The sequence below is a fragment of the Streptomyces sp. NPDC001270 genome, from assembly GCF_042896695.1.
Classification (GTDB): Bacteria; Actinomycetota; Actinomycetes; order Streptomycetales; family Streptomycetaceae; genus Streptomyces.
This window is the reverse complement of sequence record NZ_JBIAXM010000035.1, coordinates 1-26267: the sequence shown is the minus strand read 5'-3', so window position 1 is coordinate 26267 and position 26267 is coordinate 1. Positions and strand designations below refer to the sequence as shown.

The following is a 26267-nucleotide window of genomic DNA, read 5'->3' as shown; positions in this document are numbered from 1 at the left end:
CGCTTCGCAGCCGGTCGGCTACGCGTCGATCCGCGAGCGGTCCAGCGTCGCCGCCGAGCTGGAGATGAACTCCTTGCGGGGAGCGACGTCGTTGCCCATCAGCAGATCGAAGACCTGCTCGGCGGAGTCCAGGTCGGACAGGTTGATCCGGCGCAGGGTGCGGTGGCGCGGGTCCATCGTCGTCTCCGCCAGCTGGTCGGCGTCCATCTCGCCCAGACCCTTGTAGCGCTGGATGGAGTCCTTGTACCGGACACCCTTGGTCTGGAATTCCATGAGCTTGTCGCGCAGCTCACGGTCCGAATACGTGTAGACGTACTTGTCCTGGCCCTTCTTCGGCTGGACGAGTTCGATGCGGTGCAGCGGCGGCACCGCGGCGAACACCCGGCCGGCCTCGACCATGGGCCGCATGTAGCGCTGGAACAGCGTGAGCAGCAGGCAGCGGATGTGGGAGCCGTCGACGTCGGCGTCCGTCATCATGATGATCTTGCCGTACCGCGCCGTGTCGAGGTCGAACGTCCGCCCCGAGCCCGCTCCTATGACCTGGATGATCGCGCCGCACTCGGCGTTCTTCAGCATGTCGGTCACAGACGACTTCTGGACGTTGAGGATCTTTCCGCGGATCGGCAGCAGGGCCTGGAACTCGGAGTTCCGGGCGAGCTTCGCCGTGCCGAGCGCGGAGTCTCCCTCGACGATGAACAGCTCGCTGCGCTCGACGTCGTCGCTGCGGCAGTCGGCGAGCTTGGCGGGCAGGGACGAGGACTCCAGGGCCGTCTTGCGGCGCTGCGCGTCCTTGTGCTGGCGGGCCGCGATGCGTGTGCGGGCCGCGGCGACCGCCTTCTCCAGGACCACCCGCGCCTGTGCCGCGGCGTCCCGCTTCGTGGAGGTCAGAAACGCCTTGAGTTCCTTGGAGATCACGGTGTTCACGATGCGGCGGGCCGCGGACGTACCGAGGACCTCCTTGGTCTGGCCCTCGAACTGGGGCTCGGCCAGGCGCACGGTGACGACGGCGGTGAGCCCTTCCAGGGCGTCGTCCTTGACGATGTCGTCCTCGGCGACGCGCAGGAGCTTCTTGGCCCGCAGCACCTCGTTCATCGTCTTGGTGACGGCCTGCTCGAAGCCGGCGACGTGGGTACCGCCCTTGGGGGTGGCGATGATGTTGACGAAGGACCTCAGGGTCGTGTCGTAGCCGGTACCCCAGCGCATCGCGACGTCCACACCCAGTTCCCGGGTGACCTCCGTCGGGGTCATCTGGCCGTGCTCGTCGAGGACCGGAACAGTCTCCTTGAAGATGCCCTGGCCCGAAAAGCGGAGGACGTCGCAGACCGGCTTGTCGGTGGCCAGGTACTCGCAGAACTCACTGATACCGCCGTCGAAGCGGAAGGACTCCTCGCCCTTGCTGCCACCCTCGCCGAGACCGAATTCGTCGCGTACGACGATGGTCAGGCCGGGTACGAGGAACGCGGTCTGGCGGGCGCGCTGGTGCAGCGTCTCCAGGGCGAGCTTGGCGTCCTTGAGGAAGATCTGGCGGTCGGCCCAGTACCGCACGCGCGTGCCGTTGCGGGTCTTGGGGATCTTCTTGGTCTTGCGCAGGCCGCTCTTGGCCTCGAACTTGGCACTGGGGCCCCCCGCCGCGAAGGCGCCCGGGACACCGCGCCGGAAGCTGATGGCGTGGGTGTGGCCGCCGCGGTCCACCTCGACGTCGAGGCGGGCGGACAGCGCGTTGACCACGGAGGCGCCCACACCGTGCAGACCGCCCGAGGCCGCGTACGAGCCGCCGCCGAACTTGCCGCCGGCGTGCAGCTTGGTCATGACGACCTCGACGCCGGACAGGCCGGTCTTGGGCTCGACGTCCACGGGGATGCCACGGCCGTTGTCCCGCACCTCCACGGAACCGTCGTCGTGGAGGATCACCTCGATGTGGTCGCAGTAGCCGCCGAGGGCCTCGTCCACGGCGTTGTCGATGATCTCCCACAGGCAGTGCATCAGACCGCGGCTGTCGGTAGAACCGATGTACATGCCCGGACGCTTGCGCACGGCCTCGAGACCCTCGAGGACGAGCAGGTGCCGCGCGGTGTAGTTGGAGCCGTCCAAGTCTGCTCCTGCCAGCAGCGCAGTGGACGGCACGGACGTATCGGCGGTCACGCGGTTCGCTCCTCGCTGAATTTCAGGTGGGGCCCTTCTGGGTAAGGGCGCGGCTTCGGTCGCCGTCAAGAGGGTACCGAGGCCAGGTAGAGCCGTTGTAACGCCACCCTCGTCTGAACTCAGACTAGTCGAGGGTCGCATGGGTGTTCGATCCCCCCATGGAGTGAAGTACATATCACGTTCCCTTCGAGGCATGAACCATTTAGGCTCCGGGCACGTCCTCTTGCACAACCGGCAAGCCAGCCGGGGGGACCGAAACCCGATAAACAGCGCGAACCCGTAAGACACATAGACACGTAATACGGCACATTCGCCGCCAACCGGCAGCAGACAGCCGCCCCGGAAAGATTTTTTTCGAGGAGAAGCCACGAGCGGGAACGTTTTCGGGCTGGTTGGATGTTGACCCTGGTACGACAGCTCGTCGAGCTAGAGAAGAGGCGACGTGACTACTGTTCTGACCCCCGCGAGCCCGTTGACGGCCGCCGATCGCTGCGACCGCTGCGGCGCCCAGGCATACCTGCGCGTCGTCCTGCTGAGCGGCGGCGAACTGCTCTTTTGCGCCCACCACGGCCGCAAGTTCGAGCCGGAACTCAAGAAGATCGCCGCTGAGATACAGGACGAGACGGAGCGGCTGACGACCGTTCCGGCATCCGCCTCCGAAGAAGAGCGCTGACACCTCGCGCAGCCACGACGAGCCAGTCTCGGCACAAGCCGGTGAACGGGCGGCCGCTCCGCCAGGAACGACCGCCCGTCGTCGTGGCCCCCCACACCCCGGGCGGCCGGTCCGAGGCCGTCAGACGCCCGTGTGCGGCGTTCGCGCGGCATGGACGGTACCCGCGTCCAGCGCCCTGACGACTTCGGAGACCCGGGTGTACACACCAGGGCTCCCAGCCCGCCCGCAGCCGCTCCCCCATGACACGAGTCCGATGAGCCGCCCTTCGGCGACCAGCGGCCCTCCGCTGTCGCCCTGGCAGGCGTCCGCGCCGCCCCTGGACTCTCCCGCGCACAGCATGGTGTCGGCGCGATACGTTCCGTCGACTCCGCCCGGGTACGCCTGCGCGCACTGGGCGTCGGGCAGCACGCGCACGCGTGCGCCATGCAACTTCCGCGGATAGTTCCCGGCGCCGGTCAGATCACCCCACCCGTACACGGTGGCGCTCGTGCCCGGCGCGTAGGCCCGGTCGCCCGTCGGCGCCATGTCGACGACGTCGCTCCGCGGCAGCGAGGTGGCGAGGGTGAGCACGGCGAAGTCACCGACGTTCTTGTCCGCGTCGTAGCCCGGATTGATCCGGATCTCGCGTACGGCGATCTCCTCCCCCTGGGTCGACAGCAGGTCCGTACGGCCGGCGATGACCTTGAGGTCGTGTGCCTGGCTCGGCAGCGTTCCCAGAACTTCCTCGGTCATGCAGTGGGCCGCGGTCAGCACGGTGGTCCTGCTGATCACCACGCCACCGCAGAACTGCCCGGCCCGCGTACCCCCGAACCGGTCACGGCTCGCCAGCGCGACCGTCCAGGGGCTCTGTGAGACGTCTACGGGGAAGCCACCGACGACAACGCCGTCCGCCGCCGCAGGGGCGGCGCCGGCCAGCGGTATGGCGGTCGCGGTGGCCGCCAGGACCAGCGGCCGGATCAGTGCTCGCGCGATGGGGCGACGCATGCACGCTCCTCACTCTGAGTGCCTTTGGGACACCCAGAGTCATGCAGAGCGCGACGACCCGCAGCACGAAGGCCCGGCTCCCCGTGGGGGAAGACCGGGCCTTCGCGTCCGTCGTTCGTGACCGGCCGAGGCGGTCGGGACGGGCAGTCGGTGACTAGTCGAGGTAGTCGCGCAGCACCTGCGAACGCGAGGGGTGGCGCAGCTTCGACATCGTCTTGGACTCGATCTGGCGGATGCGCTCACGCGTCACGCCGTACACCTTGCCGATCTCGTCGAGGGTCTTCGGCTGCCCGTCGGTGAGACCGAAGCGCATCGAGACGACGCCCGCCTCACGCTCGGACAGGGTGTCGAGGACGGAGTGCAGTTGCTCCTGGAGGAGCGTGAAGCTGACCGCGTCGGCCGGGACGACGGCCTCGGAGTCCTCGATGAGGTCACCGAACTCGCTGTCGCCGTCCTCGCCCAGCGGGGTGTGCAGCGAGATGGGCTCACGGCCGTACTTCTGGACCTCGATGACCTTCTCCGGGGTCATGTCGAGTTCCTTGGCCAGTTCCTCCGGGGTGGGCTCGCGGCCCAGGTCCTGGAGCATCTGGCGCTGCACGCGCGCGAGCTTGTTGATGACCTCAACCATGTGCACCGGGATACGGATGGTGCGTGCCTGGTCGGCCATGGCGCGGGTGATGGCCTGGCGGATCCACCACGTGGCGTACGTGGAGAACTTGTAGCCCTTGGTGTAGTCGAACTTCTCGACCGCACGGATCAGGCCGAGGTTGCCCTCCTGGATGAGGTCCAGGAACAGCATGCCGCGGCCGGTGTAGCGCTTGGCCAGGGAGACCACCAGACGGAGGTTGGCCTCCAGGAGGTGGTTCTTGGCGCGGCGGCCGTCCTCGGCGATGATCTCCAGTTCGCGCTTGAGCTTGGGGGCGAGCTTGTCGGCGTTGGCCAGCTTGTCCTCGGCGAACAGGCCCGCCTCGATGCGCTTGGCCAGTTCGACCTCCTGCTCGGCGTTGAGCAGGGGGACCTTGCCGATCTGCTTGAGGTAGTCCTTGACCGGGTCGGCAGTGGCACCGGCGGCGGCGACCTGCTGCGCGGGAGCGTCGTCCTCGTCCTCGTCGGACAGCACGAAGCCCGCGTTCTCGGCGCCCTCCGGCTCCTCTGTGCCCTTGGCCTCTTCGAGCACCTCTTCTTCGAGCAGCTCGGCGTCGTCCTTCTTGGCGGTGGTCTTCTTGGCCGCCGTCTTCTTGGCCACGGCCTTCTTCGCGACGGCCTTCTTGGCGGTCGTCTTCTTGGCTGCGGCCTTCTTGGCAGGCGCGACTTCCCCGGCAGGCTCGACAGCGACGGGCTCGGCCGGCACGACCGGGGCAGCCGTGGCGGCGGTGGCCTTCCTGGTGGTCACCGTCTTCGCCGCGACCGTCTTGGTGGCGGTGCGCTTGGCCGGACTCTTCGCTGCGACGCTCTTTCGGGTGCGCTTGGGCTCCGCGGCACTGACCATCAGCGTCACACCCTCTTCCTCGAGGATCTGGTTGAGGCTGCGCAGTACGTTCTTCCACTGAGTGGCCGGAATCTGGTCAGCTTCGAAGGCCCGACGCACATCGTCGCCGGCGATCTGCCCCTCAGCCTTTCCCCGCTCGATGAGCGCCATGACAGAGATGGATTCGGCGATCTCCGGCGGGAGCGTACGGGATGTGCTGGCCGACACGAACAACCTCTCGGAACGTTGGAAAACGGCTTCCGGCCCCGTCCATGACGGACAGGAGCCGACCACCGGCCTGGGGATGGGCCGACGGCACGGGCGGATGCCGGGAAGATTCACAGCGCCGTTCACGGCGTCCGTATTCCCTCCACGACTGTCACCTCTTAGGTCATCGCACTGATCCCCCGAGCGTTACGCCCAATCTTCGTGGCCCGAGTCACACCCCGTAAGCACTCAAAAACGGTCAGACACGGGCAGAGGAGGTCGGCGACCGTGTCGGCCGGGGCCGCTCCGTCCGGCGGGCCGCGTCGCCGTACGGCCCAACCTCACCGAAGCACCGCCGGGCCCCGCCGGACCCCTCCGGGCAGGGAGGGACCCGGTGAGGTCCGGCGACGGACGGTTCCCTGGCCCGGCGCCGCCGCCAGGGGGCGGTGTGCTCCGACCGCGGCGCCCGCGGTCCGCGGTCAGTGCTCGCGCGGCGCGGGCACCACACGCTCCACCTCGGGGTGGACGGTCAGCAGTTGACGCATCGCCGCCTCGGCCGCGGCGCCGTCGCCGGTGCCGAGCGCGTCGACGATACGCGCGTGCTGGGCCAGGGCGGCATCGTTGGGCCGGTCACAGCCGGTGACCGGCCCGCCGGAGACCTGGAGCGCGGCCGACACGATGCCCGACAGGTGCTCCAGCATGCGGTTGCCCGCGATCTGGATGAGCAGCGTGTGGAACTCGGTGTCGGCACGGGAGAAGGTGAGCGCGTCACCCTGCCCCATGGCGTGGCTCATGATCTCGACCATGTCGGAGAGGCGCTGCTGGACGTCCTCGCGCCCGTGCCCCGCGGCGAGACGCGCGGCGAGCGGTTCGATCGTCCAGCGCAGTTCGCTCAGCTCGCGGCGCTGGTCGTCGCGCTGCGGCCCGAACGCGCGCCATTCGATGATGTCCGGGTCAAGGAGGTTCCAGTCACTGACGGGGCGAACCCGGGTTCCGACGTTCGGGCGGGCACTGACCAGGCCCTTGGCCTCCAGGACGCGGAGGGACTCACGGACGACGGTACGGGACACCTCGAAGCGCTGGCCGATCTCCTCGGGGACGAGCGGGCGGTCCGCTCCCAGGTCGCCCGAGACGATCATCTGTCCCAACTGCTGGACGAGTTGGCCGTGCAGGCCGCGTCCGCGGCTGCCCGCGGCACGTCGCCCCACCCGGCCGAGTTCGGGGTCCGCGCCGTCCCAGGCGGGCGTTCCGACCCGGTCGGCGGCAGGGCCCTCGGCGTAGGGGTAGCGGTCGAGTTCGCCCGGGCCGACCAGACCTGAGTCGGTGGAGCGGGCGGCGGTCATCATGGTGTGCGCAAGGGTACTCACGGATCCTTTGTCGGCGCTGTCTCCAACTCCCTTGAGGTCTTTGGTGAAAAGCACACGAAAGGGTGATCGCTCACCCCGTCGCAATTGACGCCTTATCGGAAAGAAATGGGCGCGCTCCGGGGAGTTGTGCACACGCTGGGATCGGAAGCGCGCGGACAGTCGTCATCTGACCCTGCTGCGCAGGGTCGCGAGCAGATATGCACAGAGCAGAGCGGTCAGGGACAACGTCAGGGCGCCGCCCACAGGTTGGACGAGCACCCGGGCCGCCGCGGCCAGGTACCGCTCTCCCCCGAAGGGCCACTGGAGCAGCAGGACCTCCCGCATCCGGACCGGAAAGTCCGCCGCGGTCCGCACGGTCGGACCTGCCAGCGCCTTCTGTACGAGGGGGACGACCACGACCGGTACGGCGAGCACCGCTGCGAGCCCTGCCGTGGTGGACCGGAAGATGCCCGCCGCCAGCACTCCGGCCCAGGCGCACCCGATCACGAGTCCGAACCAACTCGCACCCAGCGAGAGCCAGTCGGCGGGAACTTCCGCCAGTTCCCGTCCGTAGACGACATAGAGCACTTCGGCATCGCAGCCCACGGTGAGGAAGCCCAGCGCCAGGGCCGTGGCCCCGGAGACGAGCAGTTTCGCGGTGAGCAGCCCCAGTCGGCGGGGCACGGAGCCGCGGTCCGCCGCCAGGGCGGGGTGGCGGAACTCGTCCCCGAAGGCCAGCGCACCGAGCAGTCCCGCGCCGAGCGCCGCGGGCGGCAGCGGCACCTCCCGCGGCCATGCCGCGAACAGCCGTGCCTGCGGGGTGTGGCCGATACGGGCGAGCAGGACGGCCATGAGCGCGGAGAGCGCGAGCACGGCACCGCAGGTGAGGAAGCCCGTGCCGATCCCGGTGGCGCGGCGCAGCTCGTAGCGGAGGGGGCGGAGGGGGCTGGGGGCGGGGCGGACGGAGATCGGGGGCGGGAGGGCGGACAGGGCATCAGCGGTGAGCGACCCGTCCGGCAAGGGCGAGGAATCCACGTGGGCCCGCGTGCCGGGCATACCGGGCAGGTCCGGCGTCGAGGAGTCGGCGGCGCGGAGGGATGCGGTGTGCGCCGCGTCGGGGGCCTGCGCGACGAGCGGAGGTGTGGGCCCGGTCCCGGGTGTCCCCGGCACCTCGGCCGTGAGTACGGCCGGTTTCACGCCGCTCAGCAGGCGGCCGTCGGGATCCAGGTGACCGTCGGCGTCGATCCGCGCGTCCTCAGCGACGGGGAAGCCGGGCAGGTCCCGGGACATCACGACCGATGGCGCGCTCGCGGGCAGCGGCTCGTCGGCGGGGTGTGGCTCCGTCGCCGGATCCGCTTCGTGGCCGGCCCACGGTCGCTTCAGGACGGACCCGCCATGGCCCGGTTGCAGCCGGGCCTCTTCCGGGTCCGGGTTCGCCGGGCCTCGACCCTGATCGTCTCCAGGCGGCCCGTCCTCGGACTGCGGTCCGCCGGGCCGCTCATCCGTCGGCAGCGGTACGCCCAGTTCCCCGGTCATGGCGGCCGGGCGTTCCCCGTCCGCCGCTCGGGTTCCGGCACCGGGCCCCATGTCGCCCACCTCGTCCGCGAGTTGATGGACGAGGATGCCGTGGCGGAAGGCGGCGTCACCGATGTCGGCGGTCGAGCTGCCGTACACGGAGAGGCGATTGCCCTCCTCTCGAACGACCTCGACCGAGCGCCGGTCGGTACGGGCCTCCTTGACGAGCAGAGCCGCGAGGCGGGCGGCGTGCGGGGTGCGGACCGCGACCCTGGGCCGTAGCCGCGTGCGGGCGAACTCCGTGGCCTCCTGGTCGGCGACGAGCCTGCCGTGGTCCAGGGTGACGACCCAGTCCGCGTTGCGTGCCGCCTCCTTGGGCTCGGCGGTGCTGAACAGCACGGTGCCGCCCTGGGCCGCGTGCGCCCGGAGCATGTCGTGCAGCCAACGGGCTTCGCGGGCCGACAGTCCGTCCGCGGGGGCGTCCAGTACCAGGGTGTGCGGGTCCGGCAGCAGAGCGCAGGCCAGACCGAGCCTGCGGTCCATACCGCGCGAAAGCGTGCCCAGACGTTCTTCCCGCAGACTGACCAGGCCGACGACTTCGAGAACCTCGTCGGCGCGTCGGGCCGGAACCCCGGCGGCGGCGCAGAGCATGCGCAGATGCCCGCGGACCGAGCGGGCCGGATGTCCGGGTACGTCACCGAGGAGGACACCCACCTCGCTCGACGGATAGGAGATCTGGTGCAACGGACGCCCTCTGAAGTGGGTGATCCCGCGGCCGTGTTGGAGTTCGAGCATGAGTCTGAGTGCCGTTGTCTTGCCCGCCCGCGGCGCACCCAGAAGTGCCGTGACACGGCCCGCGTGCGCCTCGAAGGAGACGTCGTCGACGGCGGGCGGGTGCGCCTTGCGGGGGTTGCTGGTCAGTCCGAAGGCCTGGATCACCTGCAGCAAGATAGCGCGCCGAGTCCGGTTTTCCGGGTATCACCCTGTCTGCCCCTCGGTGAGGCTATTCCCGGTCGGGCATCACCCCGGGTTTCCGCTCGGCGACCGCTCCCGGTCCGGACCGGACGTGGAGCCGCGCGTCTCCGACAGCGCGGACAGATCGCAGGCGCAGCCTCGCCGATAAGCCCCCAGGTCGATTTCCCGCCGGTCGGCAAACGACCCATCGCCGGCCGGGGCCTGGTGTCACACCTCGGGGCGCAGCATCGGAGGGTTGAGCAAAGTGGCACCGCCGGCCCGGAAAAGCTGGGCGGGGCGGCCGCCCTGGCGTGTGGTCGTCCCGCCGGTGGGAACGAGGAAACCGGGGGTCCCGGTCACCTTGCGGTGGAAGTTGCGCGGGTCGAGCGCCACTCCCCATACCGCCTCGTAGACACGCCGCAGCTCGCCGACGGTGAACTCAGGCGTGCAGAACGCGGTCGCCAGGGACGAGTACTCGATCTTGGACCGGGCCCGCTCCACACCGTCGGCCAGGATCTGGGCATGGTCGAAGGCGAGCGGTGCCAGCGGCTCGACGTCGCGGCCGTAGCCGGCCTGCTGGAGCAGTTCCTCCACGGGTGCCCAGCGCGCGTTGCTCGCGTCGCCGCCCGCCCGGGGTGCGGGCAGGTCGGGGGCGAGCGCCAGATGAGCGACGCTGACCACACGCATCCGTGGATCGCGCCCGGGATCGCCGTAGGTCGCCAGCTGCTCCAGGTGGGCGCCGTTGTCCTGAGCGGGGGCGGACGGGTCGTGCACACACAGTCCCGTCTCCTCGGCCAGCTCACGCGCCGCGGCCCGCGCAAGATCCTCGTCGATCCGTACGAAGCCGCCGGGCAGCGCCCACCGCCCCTGGAACGGCGCCTCGCCCCTGCGCACCGCCAGCGCACACAGGGCGTGGCGGCGCACGGTCAGCACGACCAGATCCACGGTGACGGCGAAGGGCGGAAAGGCTGACGGGTCGTAGGGCATGCGGCGATCATAGTCGTCTGCCTGACGATAAACACTCCCTTCGTCGGCCGCTTCGGTGGCTGATCCACTGGGGTCCGGCGAGGACCCACGAAGGTCTCCGAATTCTTTCACCCGAAAGGCGTCGTGCGAGGTCACGCTCCCAGTTGCAAGCCGTCCGCGGCCTCCTCGACCATGGCGAGCCCGTGCCGGCTGATCCGCAGGGAGAAGGGCGCTCCCGCCACCCTCAGCCCGGTCAGGACGATCTCTCCCAGGGGCACGCTCTGCACCGGCCGAAGGACGATCGTCCGGGCGGGAACGTCGGGGCGGATACCCGCGAGCGCCGACAGGAGCAGCACGCCGGAGGCCGCCGCCGTGGCCGCGGGACGACAGGCCGCAGGGTGGGGCACGGGGGCACTCCCCTCGGTGCGCTGCTCCCCGGCGTACATCTCGGGCAGCCGGTGCCCGAAGTGCTCGGCCGCCGCCAGCAGGCCCCTCAGCACTCCGTTCGCCTCCGTCTCGTGGCCTGCGGCGGCCAGGCCGACGACGGCGAGCGCGGTCTCGCGAGTGCGCACCGCTCCGGTCCGATGGCCGAATGGGTTGTGTCCCGGTTCGTCGGCGGCCAGCCCTCGCAGCCCCCAGCCCGAGTCCATGGTCTGGCTGGTGAACAGCCGGGCCAGCTGCGCGGTCTGCGCGGTGTCGAGCAGGCCGGGTGCCGGCTCACCCGCACCGAGCAGGCCGGTGTCGAGGAGATGGGCCGCGGCGGAGCCCAGGTGCGGCAGGGGGCGCCCGTCCTCGGCGCGGGCGATCACCGGGCGGCCGCCGCCGCGGTCCTCGGCCCAGAAGTCCTTTCGGAACGCCGTCCGCAGGTCCTGAGCCCACTGCCGCAGCCAGGCACCACCGGGCCTGTCGTACGCGTCCAGCAGGTCGGCCCCGAGCAGCGCCGCCCGGTGGGCGTGTGCCTGAGTCTCGCAGCGGGCCGGGCCCGTGGGCTGCGGGTCGCGGAGGTAGGTGCCGTCGCCCACGGTGTGACGCAGCCAGGTCAGGCAGCGCTCGGCCGCAGGCAGCAGTTCCCCCGTCTCCCGTTCCGTCAGCCCCCAACGGCGGGCCTCCGCGAGCAATGCGGGGAACAGCAGCGTCGCCTCCGTTCCGGTGCAGCCCGGCGGCAGGTGGGCGCCCGCGTCGCGCAGTGGTCCGGGGATGAGGCCGGCCTGCGGCCCCGGGCCCGGCAGTTGGGTCCGGGCCAATGCCCGCAGTGTGCCCGCGGCGAGGCGGGTGCCGAGGGGAAGCGTCATCCGGGCGGCGGCCAGCGCCTCGGCCGGGGCCGGACCGCAGCGCCAGGGCACACCCGCCGCGAGGCAGATGTCGGTGGGGTGCGCCGGGTCCCGTACCAGCAGTGCCTGCAGGTCCTCGATGCTCGTCCGCAGCAGAGCGCCGGTCCCGGGGAAATCGCCCAGCGCGCGGGCGTGCGCCAACGGGCTCGTCGCCGCATGGCCCACCGCCCGGAGCGGTCCCGAGCCGTCCGGCCGCACCCGCAGCTCCACGTTCGCCGTCCCGCCCGGTGGCAGGTCGATCTCCCAGCGAAGCAACCCCGCAGAGGCCAGTGCGTCGGCGGGGGGCGGGTTCGCCGTGACTGATGAGCTTCCTGCCTCGCAAGTCCATCGGAGGCCGGAATCGTGGACACTCGCCGGGAGTTCGGCACCCACCGCGCCGGAGGCGATCGCGCTGAGCTCCGCAAGATCGGTACCGAGGGCCACCTCGACCGGCAGGCGCAGTGGACGACGGGCCGCACTGCGCAGTGTGATCCGCTCGGTGCCGTCCGCGTACCGGACGCGCTCGACCAGGACGTCCGGATCCGGACCGGCGGCCGAACTGGAGCACAGCGTGCCCAGGAACCGCACGCGGTCGGCCCCGGCCATCGCGGCCTGCACCGCAAGCGGTTCGCGTCCCGCGATCCGGAGCCGGCATCGGGACAGCAGTCTCCGGCCCGCGCGGTAGAAGCCCTCCAGGCCCCGTCCGGTCAGCTGAGCCTGTTCGGTCGAGATGGCGAGGCCCGGCAGCGCCACGCAGATCAGGGCCGTATGGGTGGGTGGCAGGTCGGTCGAACGGCGGGGTGGTGGCAGGGGCCAAGGTGCCGCGCCGCCCCGCGAGGGCGTGCCGGGGACGCCGCGGGCCTGGGTCGTGGATCCGCTCGGCTGTTGGTTCCACGGCGGCGGTCGATCGAGGGGTTGGCCCGTCGGCGGAGTGTGCTGCCGGTGGGCCTGTCCCTGCGGTGCGGGCGTCATGGGTCTGGGCGGTGCGGGCGCCGCGGGTCTGGGCGGTGCGGGTCGGTTGTCGGCGGTGGGCGGTGTGGGCTGATGCATCGGGCGTCTTCTTCTGCGCGCTGTGCGCCTCGGACGTGCACGGCGCCGGAGGGAGGGCGCCGGAGGGGCGAAGGAACCGCGACGGAGCGGCCCGTCCGGCCGATCCGCCACTCAGGTGAACGGAATGGGGCTGCTCGGGGTCACGCCTCACCTCGGTGCCGCCGACCGGGTTCGGGCTGGGCCACCACCCCGGTCCGGCCTCGCCGCCCGTACGCTTCCGGCCGAACGGCACCGGGCCGTGGTGCGGCTGCCGGTCCCGGTGGCCGGCCGGCCAGTGTTTTCGACGGCCAGGCAGCAATCCACTCGATCGGCGGACCAGGCCGCCGACCCGGCGGAGATTCCGGCCGGAGATTCGCAGCCGGTCCAAAACCGCCTCGCGCCATCGGCCACGGCACCACCGGCGGACGCTCACGAGTCCCCCTCGGGGCCATCGCTCGCGGACCGCGTCCCTCCAGCGGACGCGGGGCCTCGTCGCCCGCCGCTCCTGCCCGCCGCGGATGTACGCGTGCCTCCCGGGGCCGGGACGCCGGGGTGGGTGGAGCCCCCGGCCCGGGGCGGGTGCGAGGAGGCGGCCACCGGGCGCCGGGCCTTCGCCCGTACCGGACGGGCATCGTCGTCGGCGCCGCCCCGGATGCGCACCCGGCGCCGACGGCGTGGGCTCGACTGCGCGGAGCCCTGGCTGGAGGGCGTTTCCCCGTCTGCCTGATCACATCGATCGGGCTGATCGGCATGGTCGGTCCGGCCGGTCCGGTCTGTCTGATCGGCCCGCTCGGTCTGCCCGGGCTGATCGGCGCTGTTCACCCGATCCGTCTCCGCCGGCGCTTCGGTGGCTTCGGTGTGCGCCGTCTCGTCGCGTCCCGCGCGCAGACAGCGACGGATCGCCTCCGGGTCCAGTCCCTCGTTGCACGCCTGGTGCAGGAGGCGGGCGAACAGGTAGTCCGGATCCGCCCCGAGAGCCATTGCCAGTGCTTCCCTGGCTTCCAGGTCGTCGCCGGTGGACCAGGCGACCCAGCCCGCCAGGGTGAGCGGTGCGGCCGCGTGTTCTCCGTAAGGTCCGACGCATCGACGGGCCAGGGCACGCCACAGGCGCAGGGCCGGCGCGGCCTCGTCCCCCTCCATCCACGCGGCGGCGCGGTCCCGGGTCGTGCGGTCCTGAAGGCCGAGGATCAGCCGTGCCGCTTCGTCATGGGTGAGCAGGTCGTCGTCACGCAGATCCGCGGGAAGCAGGCCGGACACCGGGGTGGCCGCCGCGAACCGGCCGAGGGTGTGTTCGGCGAGCACGAGTGTTTCCTCCGCCACCTCCGCCCGGGCCGTGTCGTCGAGGATCCGGGGTACGAGAGCCATGCCTGCCCTGTCCAGGGCGGTCTCCTGTTCCAGTGCGGTGGACGTCTCCCAGGGCAACAGCCGGGCCCGTAGCTCACGCAGCGTCCCGCGTACGTGCAGACCGGCGTAGGTCGCGGCGGCAGCCAGCACGGAGGTTCCCGGCAAGCCCATAGGCGAGCCGTCGTCCGGACAGCAGCCCTTGCTCGGACAGCAGTACGACCAGAACCGGCCGTCCGAGATGCACAGTGCCTCGATGACGGGCACGTCCAGAGCACCGCATTCTGTGCGCAGCAGCTGGGCGAGCGGCTGCAGGCGCAGCTTGACCTCGCGGCCCGTCTCGCCCTTCGCCGGTTCCTGGCAGACATAGGCGACGATCTGTTCGGGTCGGGCTCCTCGGCGTTCGCTTCCGGTCACCAGGCCCTGTGCCAGCTGCCGGGCGGCTGCTCCCCAGTCGTCCCTGTTCGCCGGGATGCCGAGCCTTGCCCGGCCGCCGAACCGGCCGCGTCCGTCCCGGTCGTGGAGGGCTACCAGCACGATGCTGTCCTCGGGGCGGTATCCGAGCAGATACGGCAGGGCGTCGGCCAGTTCGGCCGGGGTGCGCAAGGTGACCTGGGTGTCGTGGCCGGCGCTACCGTCGAGTGCGTTTCGTGCCGTGAAGTCGTTGTTTTCGACAGGTCCAGTCGGTTCGCTGTGATTCGTCATGCGCAGACGATCTCGCGGATCATGGGATTCCGTTTGAGCCTGTGGATAAGTCCGAGCAGGAACACGACAATCTGGCGGAACGCCCGCTCCTTTCGGCCCCATGGACCGCCGCCTCCGTCCACAGGGTCGCCCAGTTGTCGGCGCCGTCCTGTTGTATGGAACGCATGGAGCACACGAGCAACACAGATCTCCGCGCGCAGGCCGACGCCGTCCTCGCCCGGCTGGTCGGGGACACCACGGGCGCCGCACGGCTGCGCGAGGACCAGTGGCGGGCGATCGAGGCACTGGTCGCCGATCACCGCAGAGCCCTGGTCGTCCAACGCACGGGATGGGGCAAGTCCGCGGTCTACTTCGTGGCGACCTCGCTGCTGCGGGCCCAGGGCAGTGGCCCCACCGTGATCGTCTCGCCGCTCCTCGCGCTGATGCGCAACCAGGTGGAGGCCGCGGCGCGCGCCGGAATCCGCGCCCGGACCATCAACTCCTCGAACACCGAGGAGTGGGACGGCATCCAGGCAGAGATCGCGTCGGGCGACGTCGATGTCCTGCTGGTCAGTCCGGAACGCCTCAACAACCCGGACTTCCGCGACCAGGTCCTGCCCAAACTGGCCGCAGCGACAGGACTGCTCGTCGTGGACGAGGCCCACTGCATCTCCGACTGGGGCCATGACTTCCGGCCCGACTACCGGCGGCTGCGCACCATGCTCAGCGACCTCCCACCGGGTGTGCCCGTGCTGGCCACCACCGCCACGGCCAACGCCCGCGTGACCGCCGATGTCGCGGAGCAGTTGGGCACTGGAGGCTCGTCGGACGCGCTGGTGCTGCGCGGCCCCCTGGACCGGGACAGTCTGAGCCTGGGCGTGCTCCAGCTGCCGGACGCCGCGCACCGCATGGCCTGGCTCGCCGACCACCTCGACGACCTGCCCGGTTCGGGCATCGTCTACACGCTGACCGTGGCCGCCGCCGAGGAGGTCACCGCCTTTCTGCGGCAGCGCGGTCACACCGTCACCTCCTACACAGGAAAGACGGAGAACGCCGAGCGGCAGCAGGCCGAGGAAGATCTGCTCGCCAACCGCGTCAAAGCACTGGTCGCGACCTCCGCGCTCGGCATGGGCTTCGACAAACCCGACCTCGGATTTGTGGTGCACCTCGGCTCGCCCTCCTCCCCCATCGCCTACTACCAGCAGGTGGGCCGGGCAGGCCGCGGCGTGGAGCACGCCGAGGTGCTTCTCCTGCCGGGGCGGGAGGACGAGGCGATCTGGGAGTACTTCGCCTCGCTGGCCTTCCCGCCGGAGGAACTGGTGCGCCGCACGCTCGGCGTCCTCGCCGAGGCGGACCGCGCGATGTCGCTGCCCGCCCTGGAGCCCCTGGTGGAGCTGCGGCGCTCGCGCCTGGAGACCATGCTGAAGGTCCTCGACGTGGACGGGGCGGTCAAGCGGGTCAAGGGCGGCTGGATCGCCACCGGGCAGCCGTGGACCTACGAAACCGAGCGGTACGACTGGGTGTCCCGCCAGCGGAAGGCGGAGCAGCAGGCCATGCGCGAGTACGTCGCCGCCACGGGCTGCCGGATGGAGTTCCTGCAGCGGCAACTGGACGACGAGGGAGCGAAACCGTGCGGACGCTGTGACAACTGCTCGGGGGCCCGGTTCTCGGCGGACACGTCCGGGGCCGCGCTGGACGCAGCGCGCGTCGATCTGGGGCGCGCGGGCGTCGAGGTCGAGCCCCGGCGTATGTGGCCGACGGGGCTGCCGGCCATCGGCATCGATCTCAAGGGGCGGATCCCTGCCGGAGAACAGGCAGCACAGGGGCGCGCGTTGGGGCGTCTGTCGGACATCGGCTGGGGCAATCGGTTGCGGCCGATGCTCGCGCCGGGGGCACCGGACGCACCCGTGCAGGACGATGTGGCGAGCGCCGTGGTGGAGGTGCTGGCCGACTGGGCGAAGGGCCCCGGCGGCTGGGCCCCGGGGGCCTCCGACGCACAGCCGCGCCCGGTCGGCGTGGTCACTCTGGCCTCCCGCACACGGCCGAAGCTGATCCACTCCCTGGGCGCGCGGATCGCGGAGATCGGCCGCCTGCCGCTGCTGGGATCGCTGGAGTACGTCGGGAAGGCGCCGCGGCTGTCGCGCAGCAACAGCGCGCAGCGTCTGCACGCCCTGGACGGCGTGCTGGCGGTACCCCCCGCCCTGGCGTCCGCGCTTGCGACGGCGAGCGGTCCCGTCCTGCTCGTGGACGACTACACCGAGACCGGCTGGACCCTTGCGGTCGCGGCCCGCTCACTCAGAAAGGCGGGAGCACAGGGAGTACTGCCGCTGGTCCTGGCCGTCCAGAGCTGATCGCCCGCCGTGGCGCGCCACATGCCCGCCTCCCGGTCCCCCGGCGCCCGAAAGTGTCGTACTCGCACACCCCACGAGTCGCCGGAGGGCGCTGCGGGTAGGGATATAAGCCACAGACCGCTGGATAACGGTCGGTGGCCCCAATTGCTCGTTGCCGCATCCCAGTTCGACAGGAAGAATTGAAGTCCGCTCCCCGCACGGCTCGTCCGTGTTCCGGTTGGGCTTGCTGCGGTGCGCACCCCACGAATCCGACCTCGCCCGTAGTGTGGGCGCGTAGCCGAAGGGAGGAACGTGACCTTCGGATTCGCTCGGTCCTCGGCGGCACCGTTGTCCACATCCACGTCCGCTGCTTCCGCCAGCCGCCTGCTCGAACCCGCCGAGTGGGCCGCCGCGGGGATCCCGCTGCTGCGCAACCCCCGCGAGGTCGTCAGCGGGCTGCACACCCGACACCGGCCCAAGGCCATGACCGCGATCGTCGGCGTGCTGGACCCCGAGGAAAGGCTGCTGGCAAGCGCCTCGTTCACCCGCCGCCCGGCCCCTGCGGACGGCTGGATGTTCCGCAATGCCCTGCTGGCCCAGTTGCGTCGGGTCATTCCGCACGACCTGCGGCGCCGCACGCCCGTACGCACCGCGGTACTGCTCTACTGCCGCGAGGGCGACGCACGTTGGACGGAGGAGGACGGCGCCTGGATGTGGGGACTGCGTGACGCCTGCACTCTCCATGGGCTGCGGTGCGGTGCGTACATCACGCTGACCCACGACGGCTGGCAGGTACTGGGGGAGGGCCGCGGCGGACGCCGCCCGAATATGGACTCGGCGCCGGAACCTTTCGCCACCTCGGACGCCCCTCCCCCGTCGCCCCGCACCGGTGGCGCCGTCTCCGAGGTAATGCGCCGCGCGGCGGCCCGCTGAGCGGTATCGTCCTCAAACCCGGGTTCCCGGCTCACCTCGGCATCCTCGGGACTGTCGTACCCCGGCGCCTACCCGCCCGGCCGACGCCCACGAGGTCCGCGGTGGAGCGGCTTCCCCGGACCACCGCAGATCATCACGCGAGTGCCGCCGCGACGCGCCCGGGGGAATGGCAGCCACCGGTTTCCGGGCATGCCAAAAGCACCACCGTGCGCGTGCCGCTGCAACGGCCCACCAGCCGCCCCTGATGTCCGGCGGAGATCCGGACGCGGCTCAGACGCCCGTGCCCAGCACCGAGTTGATCTGCTGCGGGTCACCGCAGACGATCAGCAGGGCACCGGCCCGGGCGTGGGCCAGCGGGAGGGCGGTGGCGGCAGCGGTGGCGGGGCCACCGTTGACCGCGACCACGACCACCGGACGGGAGGCTGCACGGGAGGCGACGGTGGCGTCCGCATAGAAGACGTCGTCGCCCGCATCATGCTGCGCCCAGTAGGAGGCGTCGCCGAAGGACAGTTCGTGCTCGGCCCACGGGTGCGGTCGGCCGGTGGTGAGCACCAGCACGTCACCGGGGGCACGACCCGACTCAAGGAGCATGTCCACCGCCTCGTCGGCGGCGTCCAGTGCTCCCTCGGCGGGGGCTGGGATCAACTGGATCTGCGGACTCGCCGCGGGGGCGTCGGAAGCGGCCGGCCCCGAAGGAACCGGCTTGGCGGGGGCTACGTCACGCGGCGTACGTTGCACCGGCGGCGCGGGCCGGACAGGGCCTGGGCGACCGGGGCGGGACGGAGCCGCGGGGCGGGGGCCGGGTACGGGACGGGGGGTCGGCGCGTTGCGGCCACTGGCCGGCGTGGCGCGGGGACCCTGGGCACTCTCGTGAATCTGAGGCTCCTCGGGAATGAGAGGCATGAGCTGATATTTATCAAACGTTGGTACGGCTCGCGTGACCGGGTGGCACAACAGTGCGAGTGGGATCGTCAGAAATCGAAGCCGAGCTGACCCTCGATCTCCGGAACGCTTCCATCCGCCCAACTGCGGACCTTCTTGAGGTGCCGCCACTGGGGCAGCGCATCAAGATACGCCCACGACAACCGATGGTGCGGGGTGGGGCCCCGCTCCTCCAGTGCGGCCTTGTGCACGGGAGACGGATACCCGGCGTTGTCCGCAAAACCGAAGTCTGCATGGTCGATACCCAGTTCGGCCATCATTTTGTCGCGCTGAACCTTTGCGATCACCGAGGCCGCCGCCACGGCCACGCAGGAGCGGTCACCCTTGATCACCGTACGTACCCTCCAGGGTGCGCCCAGGTAGTCATGTTTCCCGTCCAGGATCACCGCGTCGGGACGGATCGGAAGCGCCCCCAGCGCGCGCACAGCCGCGAGCCGAAGCGCCGCCGTCATCCCGAGTTCGTCGATCTCCTCCGGTGAGGAGTGCCCGAGAGCATAGGACGTCACCCACGTCCGTAGCACCTCGGCCATCTCGGTGCGCCGCCTGATCGTGAGCAGCTTGGAGTCGGTGAGACCGTCGGGGGGCCGGCGAAGGCCGGTGACGGCCGCACAGACGGTGACGGGTCCGGCCCAAGCGCCGCGCCCTACCTCGTCGACACCGGCAATGACCTTCGCTCCGGTCGTGGCGCGGAGGGAGCGCTCGACGGTGTGAGTAGGCGGTTCGTACGGCATGGCGCCCTTAGCGTACGCCGCTCGGATCCCCGCGCGACACCCCGGCCCGCCCCTCCGGCCGGAATGCCGACTCGCCTCCGCGTCAGACCCCCTTCGGCCGAAGCAAGGGCAGCATCAGCAGGTCGATCATCTCTTCGATGTCCGGGTCCTCCCATTCGCTGGCGCACATCTTGTTGCGATACATCATCATCGCCGGGATGACGTCGTAGACATAACCGTTCGCCGCGCCGGGATGCACCTCGCCTCGCTCGATTCCCCGGCCGATGACCTTGCCCAGCAGCTTGATCATCGGTTCCACGACGCCTTCGACGATCACGGCATGGAAGCGCTCGGCCTGCATCGAGTCGCATTCGTGAATCACCGCGCGGAGCGCGAAACCCGGACGGGAGAACATCGCCTGCCGGGCCTGACGGCACAGGGCCAGCAGATCCTCGCGCACACTCCCGAGGTCGGGAGCCTCCTCGACACTCGGCAGACCGCTCCGCAGCGCGTCTGCGACAAGGTCCTCCTTCGACGGCCAGCGGCGATAGACCGCGGCCTTGCCGGTCTGGGCACCGGCCGCGACTCCCTCCATCGTGAGGCCGTTCCAGCCGACGGTGCTGAGCTGCTCCAGCGCGGCATCGAGGATCGCACGTTCGAGTACGGCGCCGCGCCGACGGAGGGTGACCGCCCGAGCGGGGGCGGCCGTCTCGCGCGAGGTAACCATCTGGGTTTCTCCAGCAGACAAGAGGAGTTGGGGATTCCGGTGCAGGGCGGACGTCACGCGGCAGCAGCGGGGGACGCGATGCGCAATGAAGAGTTAAGTGAACGCTTGCGTTCACTGTTGGGGACTCACTACCGTTGACGCGACAGTGAACGCGATCGTTCACTAATGCCTTCGTGGGGGACCCATAGTGACAACCTCTCAGCTCGTTCAGGACGACATACCAGGAGCGACCGACCGGAAGGGGCATTCCGGTATCGCGCTCACCGTCATCGCGGCCTGCCAACTCATGGTGGTACTCGACGCGACGATTGTGAACATCGCGCTCCCGCACATTCAAGACGCACTCAAGTTCAGCACCACCGATCTCACCTGGGTGGTCAGCGCCTACACGCTCACCTTCGGCGGCCTGCTGCTGCTCGGAGCGCGAGCCGGTGACATACTCGGCCGCCGTCGGGTGTTCATGGCCGGAATCCTGCTGTTCACCTTCGCCTCGCTGCTCGGCGGTCTCGCCCAGGAACCCTGGCAACTGCTCGCCGCGCGCGCACTGCAGGGCGTGGGCGGCGCCATCGCCTCGCCCACCTCGCTGGCCCTGATCACCACCACGTTCCGCGAGGGGCCGGAGCGCAACCGGGCGTTCGGCGTCTTCGCCGCCGTGTCCGCCGGTGGAGGTGCCATCGGTCTGCTCGCCGGCGGCATGCTCACCGACTGGCTCGACTGGCGCTGGGTCCTCTTCGTCAACGTGCCGATCGGCCTTCTGATCGTCTCGCTCACACCTCGGTTCATCAACGAGTCCGAACGCCACCCCGGACGATTCGACATCGCCGGTGCGCTGACCTCGACCCTGGGCATGGCCTCTCTCGTGTACGGCTTCATCCGGGCCTCGGAGAACGGCTGGCGCGACGGTCTGACCCTCGCGTCGTTCGGCGCGGCCGTGGTTCTGCTGCTGGCCTTCGTCTTCACCGAGATGCGAGCCAAGGAACCGATCACCCCGCTGAGGATGTTCGCCGACCGTAACCGCTCCGGCACCTATGTGATCATGCTGAGCCTGGCCGCGGCGATGTTCGGGATGTTCTTCTACATCGTGCTGTTCGTGCAGAACGTGCTGGGCTACAGCCCGATCAAGGCCGGGCTGGCCTTCCTCCCCGTGACGGTCGCCATCGCCGTCGGGGCCGGTCTGTCGCAGCGGTTCCTTCCCTCGCTCGGCCCCAAGCCGTTCATGATCACGGGCTCGGCGTTCGTCGTCGTCGGACTCGTCTGGCAGAGCTTCATCAGCCCCGACAGCTCCTACCTCAGCGGAGTGCTGGGCCCGCTGGTGATCTTCGGCTTCGGCATGGGTCTCAACTTCGTGACGGTGACGGTCACGGCCGTCTCCGGCGTCGCACAGCACGAAGCGGGCGCCGCGTCCGGGCTGCTCAACGCCACACAGCAGGTGGGCGGTTCGCTCGGACTGTCCATCCTCACCACGGTCTTCGGGTCGGCCAGCAAGGACGAGGCGACGAAGCAACTGCCGAAGTTCCTCGCCGACGGCTCGCCCGCGCAGAAGGCCGAATTCGCCAGGACACAGCAACTCCCCGCGCCTTGGGGCCACGAGGTGCTCGCGCACGGCATCTCGACCGCCTTCGTACCCGCGGCCGCGATGGCCGTACTCGCCCTGGCCACCGCCTGGCTGGTGATCAAGGTCCGCAAGAGCGACCTCGAAGCCCTCTCCGGAGCCGCCGGCCCAGGGATCGGCTGAGCCGGAAGGCGGCCCACAGGACCGCGGATGGCCGGACCAAGCCCGGGGGACGGACAGCGAGGGCGACGGTTCGGCCATCCGCACCATGGCCGTGCGGAAGGAAAACGAGATCGGCATCACCGGCCGAACGAGCATCACCGGCAGTACCACCGGCAAGATCAGCACCACCGGAAGGAACAACATCCCCGGCAAGCCCGGCAGCACCGGCGGAACCGGCGTCAGCGGGGCGAACACCATCACCCACATCCCGCCGTTCACCATCGCCAAGCCCCCTCGCCGTTCACTGAACCTCGCGTCCGCGCAGCTCAAACGTCACGCAGACGATGTCAGGACAACGCGCGACCATCACGCAGAGTTCCAGGCGACGCGGCACCCGGTCGTCAGGCGGCAGCCACGGCCCAGCCCGGAAGCGACTCCGCACGCTTCAGCCACTCGGCGGGCGGCCTCCCGGCCTTGCCGGCCGCCAGCACACCGCCGACGATGGCACAGGTGGTGTCCACATCACCGCCGACCTGGGCAGTCGTCCAGAACGCCGCCTCGTAGTCGCCGAGCGCCCGAGCCGCCGACCAGAGGGCGAAGGGCACGGTGTCATGAGCGGACGTGCGCCACCCGCACCCCAGGACGGCGGCGACGGCATCCGCGTCGACTTCGTCCAGCATGTCCCGGGCGCGTCGCAGACCCTCGGCCACGGCGCTCTCCGGCACCAGTGCCACGACCCCGTCGAGAAGCGCCTCAGCACTGGGCGGGCCGTCCGGCGCGGCGGCAAGCGCCGCGGCCGCGGCAACGGCCATCGCCCCGGCGGCTGCTTCCCGGTGCCGGTGTGTCGTGTGCGCCGAGATCTGCGCCTGCCGGGCAGCCTGCTCCGGATCGTCCGCGTACCACGCGCCCAGGGGCGCGATACGCATCGCGGCACCATTGCCCCAGGACCCCTGCCCGCCGAAAAGCCCGGCGGCCAGTTCACGCCAGTCGTGGCCCTCGCGGACAAGGCGCAGCAGTCGGTTGACCGCCGGACCGTAACCACGGTCGAAGTCGTGGTGCGCGGCGAAGGAATGGGCGAGCACGTCCTGGTCGATGCGGCGGTGAGCGGCGAGGACGGCGACCACGGAGCAGGCCATCTCCGTGTCGTCGGTCCACTGCCAGGGGCCGGGGGGCAACTCGCGGCGTCTCAGCAGCGGGTGGTTCGCCGGGACGAAGAACTGGGAGCCGAGCGCGTCCCCCACCGCCAAGCCGCGCAGGCTGGCCAGGGCACGCTCCAGACGCCCCGGGGAAGAGGGATCAGCAGTCATGACCGGGCCACTCTAATTGGTGAACCAGTTCGGCAGCGGATCCCGCCAGCGCTCGAAGGGACGGTCGAGCGTGTACCTGCCGTCGTCACCGAGAACGAGCATGCGCATCTCCCCGTTGTCGGGGTTCGACAGTGATTCGAATTCCGCGACCGTCCAGTGGAACCAGCGCATGCAGAACAGCCGCATCGCCAGGCCGTGGGTCACCAGGAGCACGTTGGGCGGGTGATCGGGGGCTTCGAAGCTGCGGAACAGGCTCTCCAGGAAGCCCCCGACCCGGTCGTAGACGTCGGCACCCGACTCGCCCTGCGGGAAACGGAAGAAGAAGTGCCCGTACGCGTCGCGGTAGGTCTTCTGGAGCCGGACGTCGTCGCAGTCCTGCCAGTTCCCCCAGTCCTGCTCGCGCAGCCGCGGTTCCTCACGCACCCGTATCAGCTCGGGGTCGAGGTGGAAGGCGCGGAGCGTCTCATGGGTACGCCGGTACGGCGAGACGTACACGCTCACCCGCTCCCGGCCGAACACTTCCCGGAGCCGCTTGCCCGTCTCCTCGGCCTGCCGCCAGCCACGCTCGGTGAGAGCGAGGGCGTGGTCGGGTTCCCGCTCGTAGACGGAGTCATCGACATTGCCCGTCGACTCGCCGTGCCGGACAAGGACGATGCGCCGTGGTCGTGCCATGCCAAAACCCTAGATCGGGTGACGCCCGGCCGAGCACTCATACGCGCTCCATACGGCGTAGGTCACACGAATCCTGCACCACGGGCCACTCAGGGCCACGCGCCGCACGCGCTCGGTCGTCAAACCGTCCAGGTCGGTTCCAGTTCCACGATGTCACCGGTGAGCGCCGAGATGTCCGCTTCGGTCTGGGCGCGAAGCGCCAGCCGTTCCACTCGCTCGGTGCGGTACTTGCCGTGCTCGGCGGCTGAGCGCCACATCGACAGGATCAGGAACTCGTGCTCAGGTGCCTCGGCGAACATGCCGCGGATCATGCCGGGCGATCCGGCCATGGCGGGGTTCCAGACCTTCTCCTGCATCAGCGTGAAGTTCTCCACTCGGGCCTCGTGGACGCGGCAGTGCGCGACACGGATCAGGTCGGAGTCCGTGAATCGCGGTTCGAAGCCGGTCTTCACGTCGAAGCGGTACTCGAAGAGTTTGACCTGGCTGTCCTTGAACGTCCCCACCTGGGCCGCCGCCAGCCGGTCGTGCGAGCGGGCCATGAAGGAGTCGTAGAAAGCGCGGCTCTCCCAGAAGGCGAAAATGTGCGCCACACCGGGCCGCTGCCGGCTCCAGCCACCGCCCTGTCCACGAAATCCCGGCTCCCCCAGAAGCCCCGCCCATTTTCGCTGCCCCCGCTCGAACCCGCGGCGGTCCACCACGGTGCAGCGAATCCACTTGACCAGCACGGCGCCATCGTAAGGCCATGGAGCGTGACGCCGGTCATGCTCCGCCGGAGATCACCCGCGCACAGGTCCGTGGAGCGTGGCACGATGGACAACGAACCTTGACTACCGGGAAGTTGGCAAGTTCCCAGAGGGGGACGGAAGGGGAATCCTGGTGAACGGCCTGAGCAAGGGCATCCGCAAGGTCGAGGTCGCGCTGCGGTGGGATCCGAGCCCTGTAGGACAGCCACCCACCGATCTCGACCTCATCGCGGCCACGTACGAGAGGGACGATCCCTACGGCACGCCTGCGTATCTGGTGCATTTCGACAGCCGCTCGCCCGACGGGACGATCTCCCTCAATCGGGACAGCGCGGATGGCAAGGGTTTCGGCTCGGACGAGGTCATGACCCTCGAACTCGACCGGCTCGACGGCCGGTACGCGCGCGTGGTGGTCGGTGTCGTCATCCAGCAGCGGCCCGTGGACCGGAGGTTCGTGAATGTCCTGAATCCGGCGGTGCGCATCCAGGAGGGCTACACCGTCCTGGCCGAGGACGACTTCGCATCCGTCCTCGGGGCGACAGCGGCGACCTTCGCGGAGTTCGTGCGTGACGAGTCCGGCGGCTGGGACTTCCATCCCGGTGTGCACGGCTTCGAGGACGATCCCGGCGTCTTCTCCAGGGTCATGGGCCGACGCGGCGGACCCGGCGGCCAGCCCGGCTAGAACGGCAGCCCGGGGAGGACGTCATCCCGTAGAACGTCGTCCCGGCTGAGCGGCCGAGATCGACGCGGTCATGGCCGGAGAGTACGAGGCCGCAGACCGCCGCACGAGCGAAAAAAAGGGGGCGCCGACCACAAGCCGGCGCCCCCTTTCTCACGGGATACTGGCGGAGGGCACCTACTCCGATTGAACTCGTAGTCGCCCGAGGGGATGACGTTCCTTGATCCCTGCGGTACGCCATGGTGGTGAGGTATGCGCAGGCGGGTGGGTACACGCCCGAGGCGCAGGCGGCCCGGGAGCGGTTGAGGCTGGAGGCTGCCGAGCGGTTCGAGCGTGGGGATGCGACTGGGGAGATCGCCCGGGACCTGAGGGTCGGGGAGCGGTCGGTGCGTCAGTGGCGGCGGGACTGGACACTGGGCGGGGTGGAGGCGCTGCGCTCGAAGGGTCCGGTGTCGGTCGAGCGGCTGTCGCCTGGTCAGTGGGAGCGGCTGGAAGCGGAGTTGCGGCGGGGGCCGCTGGCGCATGGCTTCGAGGACGACCAGCGCTGGACGTTGAAGCGGATCAAGCTGTTGATCGGCCGGATGTTCCATGTGGGGTACACGGTGCAGGGGGTGCGGAAGCTGCTGCGCAGGCACGGCTGGACGTGTCAGGTACCGGTGCGCCGGGCGGTCGAGCGGGACGAGGACGCCATCGAGGTGTGGAAAGAGCAGGTGTGGCCGCAGGTAAAAGCACCGCGGCGGACCTGGGCGCCTACGTCTGCTTCGAAGACGGGACAGGACAGGGCCTGAGTCCGCCGAAGGGACGCACGTGGGCACCGCGCGGCGCGCGCCCGGTGGTGCGGGTGCGCGGCAGGGGGCGGGGCCGGGTGAACGTTGCCGGCGTGGTCTGCTT

General features: G+C 70.3%; 20 protein-coding genes. 6 read left to right on the top strand and 14 right to left on the bottom strand.

Translation table 11 applies throughout. The annotated features are described in order from the left end of the window. Positions 1–18 precede the first annotated feature (18 nt). The gene (locus tag ACFY2B_RS37875; RefSeq protein WP_390767595.1) at positions 19–2142 is read right to left on the bottom strand and encodes a type IIA DNA topoisomerase subunit B; all 2124 of its coding nucleotides are present in this window, start codon (positions 2140–2142) and stop codon (positions 19–21) included. A gap of 442 nt (positions 2143–2584) precedes the next feature. Between ACFY2B_RS37875 and ACFY2B_RS37870 the strand changes: the two genes are divergently transcribed. Then, entirely contained in the window at positions 2585–2815 is a 231-nt protein-coding gene (locus tag ACFY2B_RS37870; RefSeq protein ID WP_079309265.1) for a hypothetical protein, read from the top strand. Between the two features lie 120 nt (positions 2816–2935). Here the strand turns inward: ACFY2B_RS37870 and ACFY2B_RS37865 are convergent, their stop codons facing one another. From ACFY2B_RS37865 to ACFY2B_RS37835, 7 genes are all read right to left on the bottom strand, one after another. Further along, the gene (locus ACFY2B_RS37865; protein WP_390767594.1) at positions 2936–3799 is read right to left on the bottom strand and encodes a serine protease; all 864 of its coding nucleotides are present in this window, start codon (positions 3797–3799) and stop codon (positions 2936–2938) included. A 154-nt stretch (positions 3800–3953) separates the two neighbouring features. After that, positions 3954–5495, bottom strand: a complete 1542-nt coding sequence (locus ACFY2B_RS37860; RefSeq protein WP_390767593.1) for an RNA polymerase sigma factor — start codon at positions 5493–5495, stop codon at positions 3954–3956. A 458-nt stretch (positions 5496–5953) separates the two neighbouring features. Continuing rightward, positions 5954–6841, bottom strand: a complete 888-nt coding sequence (locus tag ACFY2B_RS37855) for a FadR/GntR family transcriptional regulator (RefSeq protein WP_390767592.1) — start codon at positions 6839–6841, stop codon at positions 5954–5956. 162 nt (positions 6842–7003) lie between these two features. Next, positions 7004–9274: an ATP-binding cassette domain-containing protein gene (locus ACFY2B_RS37850; RefSeq protein ID WP_390767591.1), complete on the bottom strand. Its 2271-nt coding sequence runs from the start codon at positions 9272–9274 to the stop codon at positions 7004–7006. A 243-nt stretch (positions 9275–9517) separates the two neighbouring features. Then, positions 9518–10276, bottom strand: coding sequence for an NUDIX domain-containing protein (locus ACFY2B_RS37845; RefSeq protein WP_390767590.1), 759 nt, complete (start codon positions 10274–10276; stop codon positions 9518–9520). Between the two features lie 131 nt (positions 10277–10407). Next, positions 10408–12318, bottom strand: coding sequence for a glycogen debranching N-terminal domain-containing protein (locus tag ACFY2B_RS37840; protein WP_390767589.1), 1911 nt, complete (start codon positions 12316–12318; stop codon positions 10408–10410). 705 nt (positions 12319–13023) lie between these two features. Beyond that, the gene (locus tag ACFY2B_RS37835; protein ID WP_390767588.1) at positions 13024–14640 is read right to left on the bottom strand and encodes a DUF4192 family protein; all 1617 of its coding nucleotides are present in this window, start codon (positions 14638–14640) and stop codon (positions 13024–13026) included. A gap of 164 nt (positions 14641–14804) precedes the next feature. On the opposite strand from ACFY2B_RS37835, the gene ACFY2B_RS37830 reads away from it, so the two are divergent. Continuing rightward, positions 14805–16970, top strand: coding sequence for a RecQ family ATP-dependent DNA helicase (locus tag ACFY2B_RS37830; RefSeq protein WP_390767587.1), 2166 nt, complete (start codon positions 14805–14807; stop codon positions 16968–16970). A gap of 291 nt (positions 16971–17261) precedes the next feature. Continuing rightward, positions 17262–17882, top strand: a complete 621-nt coding sequence (locus ACFY2B_RS37825; protein WP_390767586.1) for a hypothetical protein — start codon at positions 17262–17264, stop codon at positions 17880–17882. 270 nt (positions 17883–18152) lie between these two features. Here the strand turns inward: ACFY2B_RS37825 and ACFY2B_RS37820 are convergent, their stop codons facing one another. From ACFY2B_RS37820 to ACFY2B_RS37810, 3 genes are all read right to left on the bottom strand, one after another. Further along, the gene (locus tag ACFY2B_RS37820) at positions 18153–18785 is read right to left on the bottom strand and encodes a hypothetical protein (protein WP_390767585.1); all 633 of its coding nucleotides are present in this window, start codon (positions 18783–18785) and stop codon (positions 18153–18155) included. Between the two features lie 68 nt (positions 18786–18853). After that, on the bottom strand, positions 18854–19555 hold the full coding sequence (locus ACFY2B_RS37815) for a ribonuclease HII (protein WP_376533628.1): 702 nt from the start codon (positions 19553–19555) through the stop codon (positions 18854–18856). Positions 19556–19637: 82 nt separating this feature from the next. After that, on the bottom strand, positions 19638–20261 hold the full coding sequence (locus ACFY2B_RS37810) for a TetR/AcrR family transcriptional regulator (protein ID WP_390767584.1): 624 nt from the start codon (positions 20259–20261) through the stop codon (positions 19638–19640). A 187-nt stretch (positions 20262–20448) separates the two neighbouring features. On the opposite strand from ACFY2B_RS37810, the gene ACFY2B_RS37805 reads away from it, so the two are divergent. After that, positions 20449–21996, top strand: coding sequence for an MFS transporter (locus ACFY2B_RS37805; RefSeq protein WP_390767583.1), 1548 nt, complete (start codon positions 20449–20451; stop codon positions 21994–21996). A 380-nt stretch (positions 21997–22376) separates the two neighbouring features. Here the strand turns inward: ACFY2B_RS37805 and ACFY2B_RS37800 are convergent, their stop codons facing one another. The 3 genes from ACFY2B_RS37800 to ACFY2B_RS37790 form a co-directional block, all read right to left on the bottom strand. Beyond that, complete coding sequence (locus ACFY2B_RS37800; RefSeq protein WP_390767582.1) at positions 22377–23282, bottom strand: ADP-ribosylglycohydrolase family protein; 906 nt, start codon at positions 23280–23282, stop codon at positions 22377–22379. Positions 23283–23294: 12 nt separating this feature from the next. Next, positions 23295–23954 (bottom strand): histidine phosphatase family protein, encoded by a 660-nt coding sequence (locus tag ACFY2B_RS37795; RefSeq protein WP_390767581.1) that lies wholly within the window; start codon positions 23952–23954, stop codon positions 23295–23297. Positions 23955–24073: 119 nt separating this feature from the next. Further along, on the bottom strand, positions 24074–24679 hold the full coding sequence (locus ACFY2B_RS37790) for a YdbC family protein (RefSeq protein WP_390767580.1): 606 nt from the start codon (positions 24677–24679) through the stop codon (positions 24074–24076). A gap of 151 nt (positions 24680–24830) precedes the next feature. Here ACFY2B_RS37790 and ACFY2B_RS37785 point away from each other — a divergent pair, with 151 nt between their 5' ends. Both ACFY2B_RS37785 and ACFY2B_RS37780 read left to right on the top strand, forming a co-directional pair. Then, positions 24831–25379: a TerD family protein gene (locus ACFY2B_RS37785; protein ID WP_390767579.1), complete on the top strand. Its 549-nt coding sequence runs from the start codon at positions 24831–24833 to the stop codon at positions 25377–25379. A gap of 242 nt (positions 25380–25621) precedes the next feature. After that, positions 25622–26164, top strand: coding sequence for a winged helix-turn-helix domain-containing protein (locus ACFY2B_RS37780; RefSeq protein WP_390767578.1), 543 nt, complete (start codon positions 25622–25624; stop codon positions 26162–26164). The last annotated feature ends 103 nt before the right edge of the window (positions 26165–26267 follow it).

What these genes read in the sequence shown, in the direction of transcription:
- ACFY2B_RS37865 (WP_390767594.1), bottom strand. Translation starts at nt 3,799, where the DNA reads ATGCGTCGCCCCATCGCGCGAGCACTGATCCGGCCGCTGGTCCTGGCG.
- ACFY2B_RS37845 (WP_390767590.1), bottom strand. Translation starts at nt 10,276, where the DNA reads ATGCCCTACGACCCGTCAGCCTTTCCGCCCTTCGCCGTCACCGTGGAT.
- ACFY2B_RS37835 (WP_390767588.1), bottom strand. Translation starts at nt 14,640, where the DNA reads ATGACGAATCACAGCGAACCGACTGGACCTGTCGAAAACAACGACTTC.
- ACFY2B_RS37830 (WP_390767587.1), top strand. Translation starts at nt 14,805, where the DNA reads ATGGAGCACACGAGCAACACAGATCTCCGCGCGCAGGCCGACGCCGTC.
- ACFY2B_RS37820 (WP_390767585.1), bottom strand. Translation starts at nt 18,785, where the DNA reads ATGCCTCTCATTCCCGAGGAGCCTCAGATTCACGAGAGTGCCCAGGGT.
- ACFY2B_RS37815 (WP_376533628.1), bottom strand. Translation starts at nt 19,555, where the DNA reads ATGCCGTACGAACCGCCTACTCACACCGTCGAGCGCTCCCTCCGCGCC.
- ACFY2B_RS37810 (WP_390767584.1), bottom strand. Translation starts at nt 20,261, where the DNA reads ATGGTTACCTCGCGCGAGACGGCCGCCCCCGCTCGGGCGGTCACCCTC.
- ACFY2B_RS37800 (WP_390767582.1), bottom strand. Translation starts at nt 23,282, where the DNA reads ATGACTGCTGATCCCTCTTCCCCGGGGCGTCTGGAGCGTGCCCTGGCC.
- ACFY2B_RS37795 (WP_390767581.1), bottom strand. Translation starts at nt 23,954, where the DNA reads ATGGCACGACCACGGCGCATCGTCCTTGTCCGGCACGGCGAGTCGACG.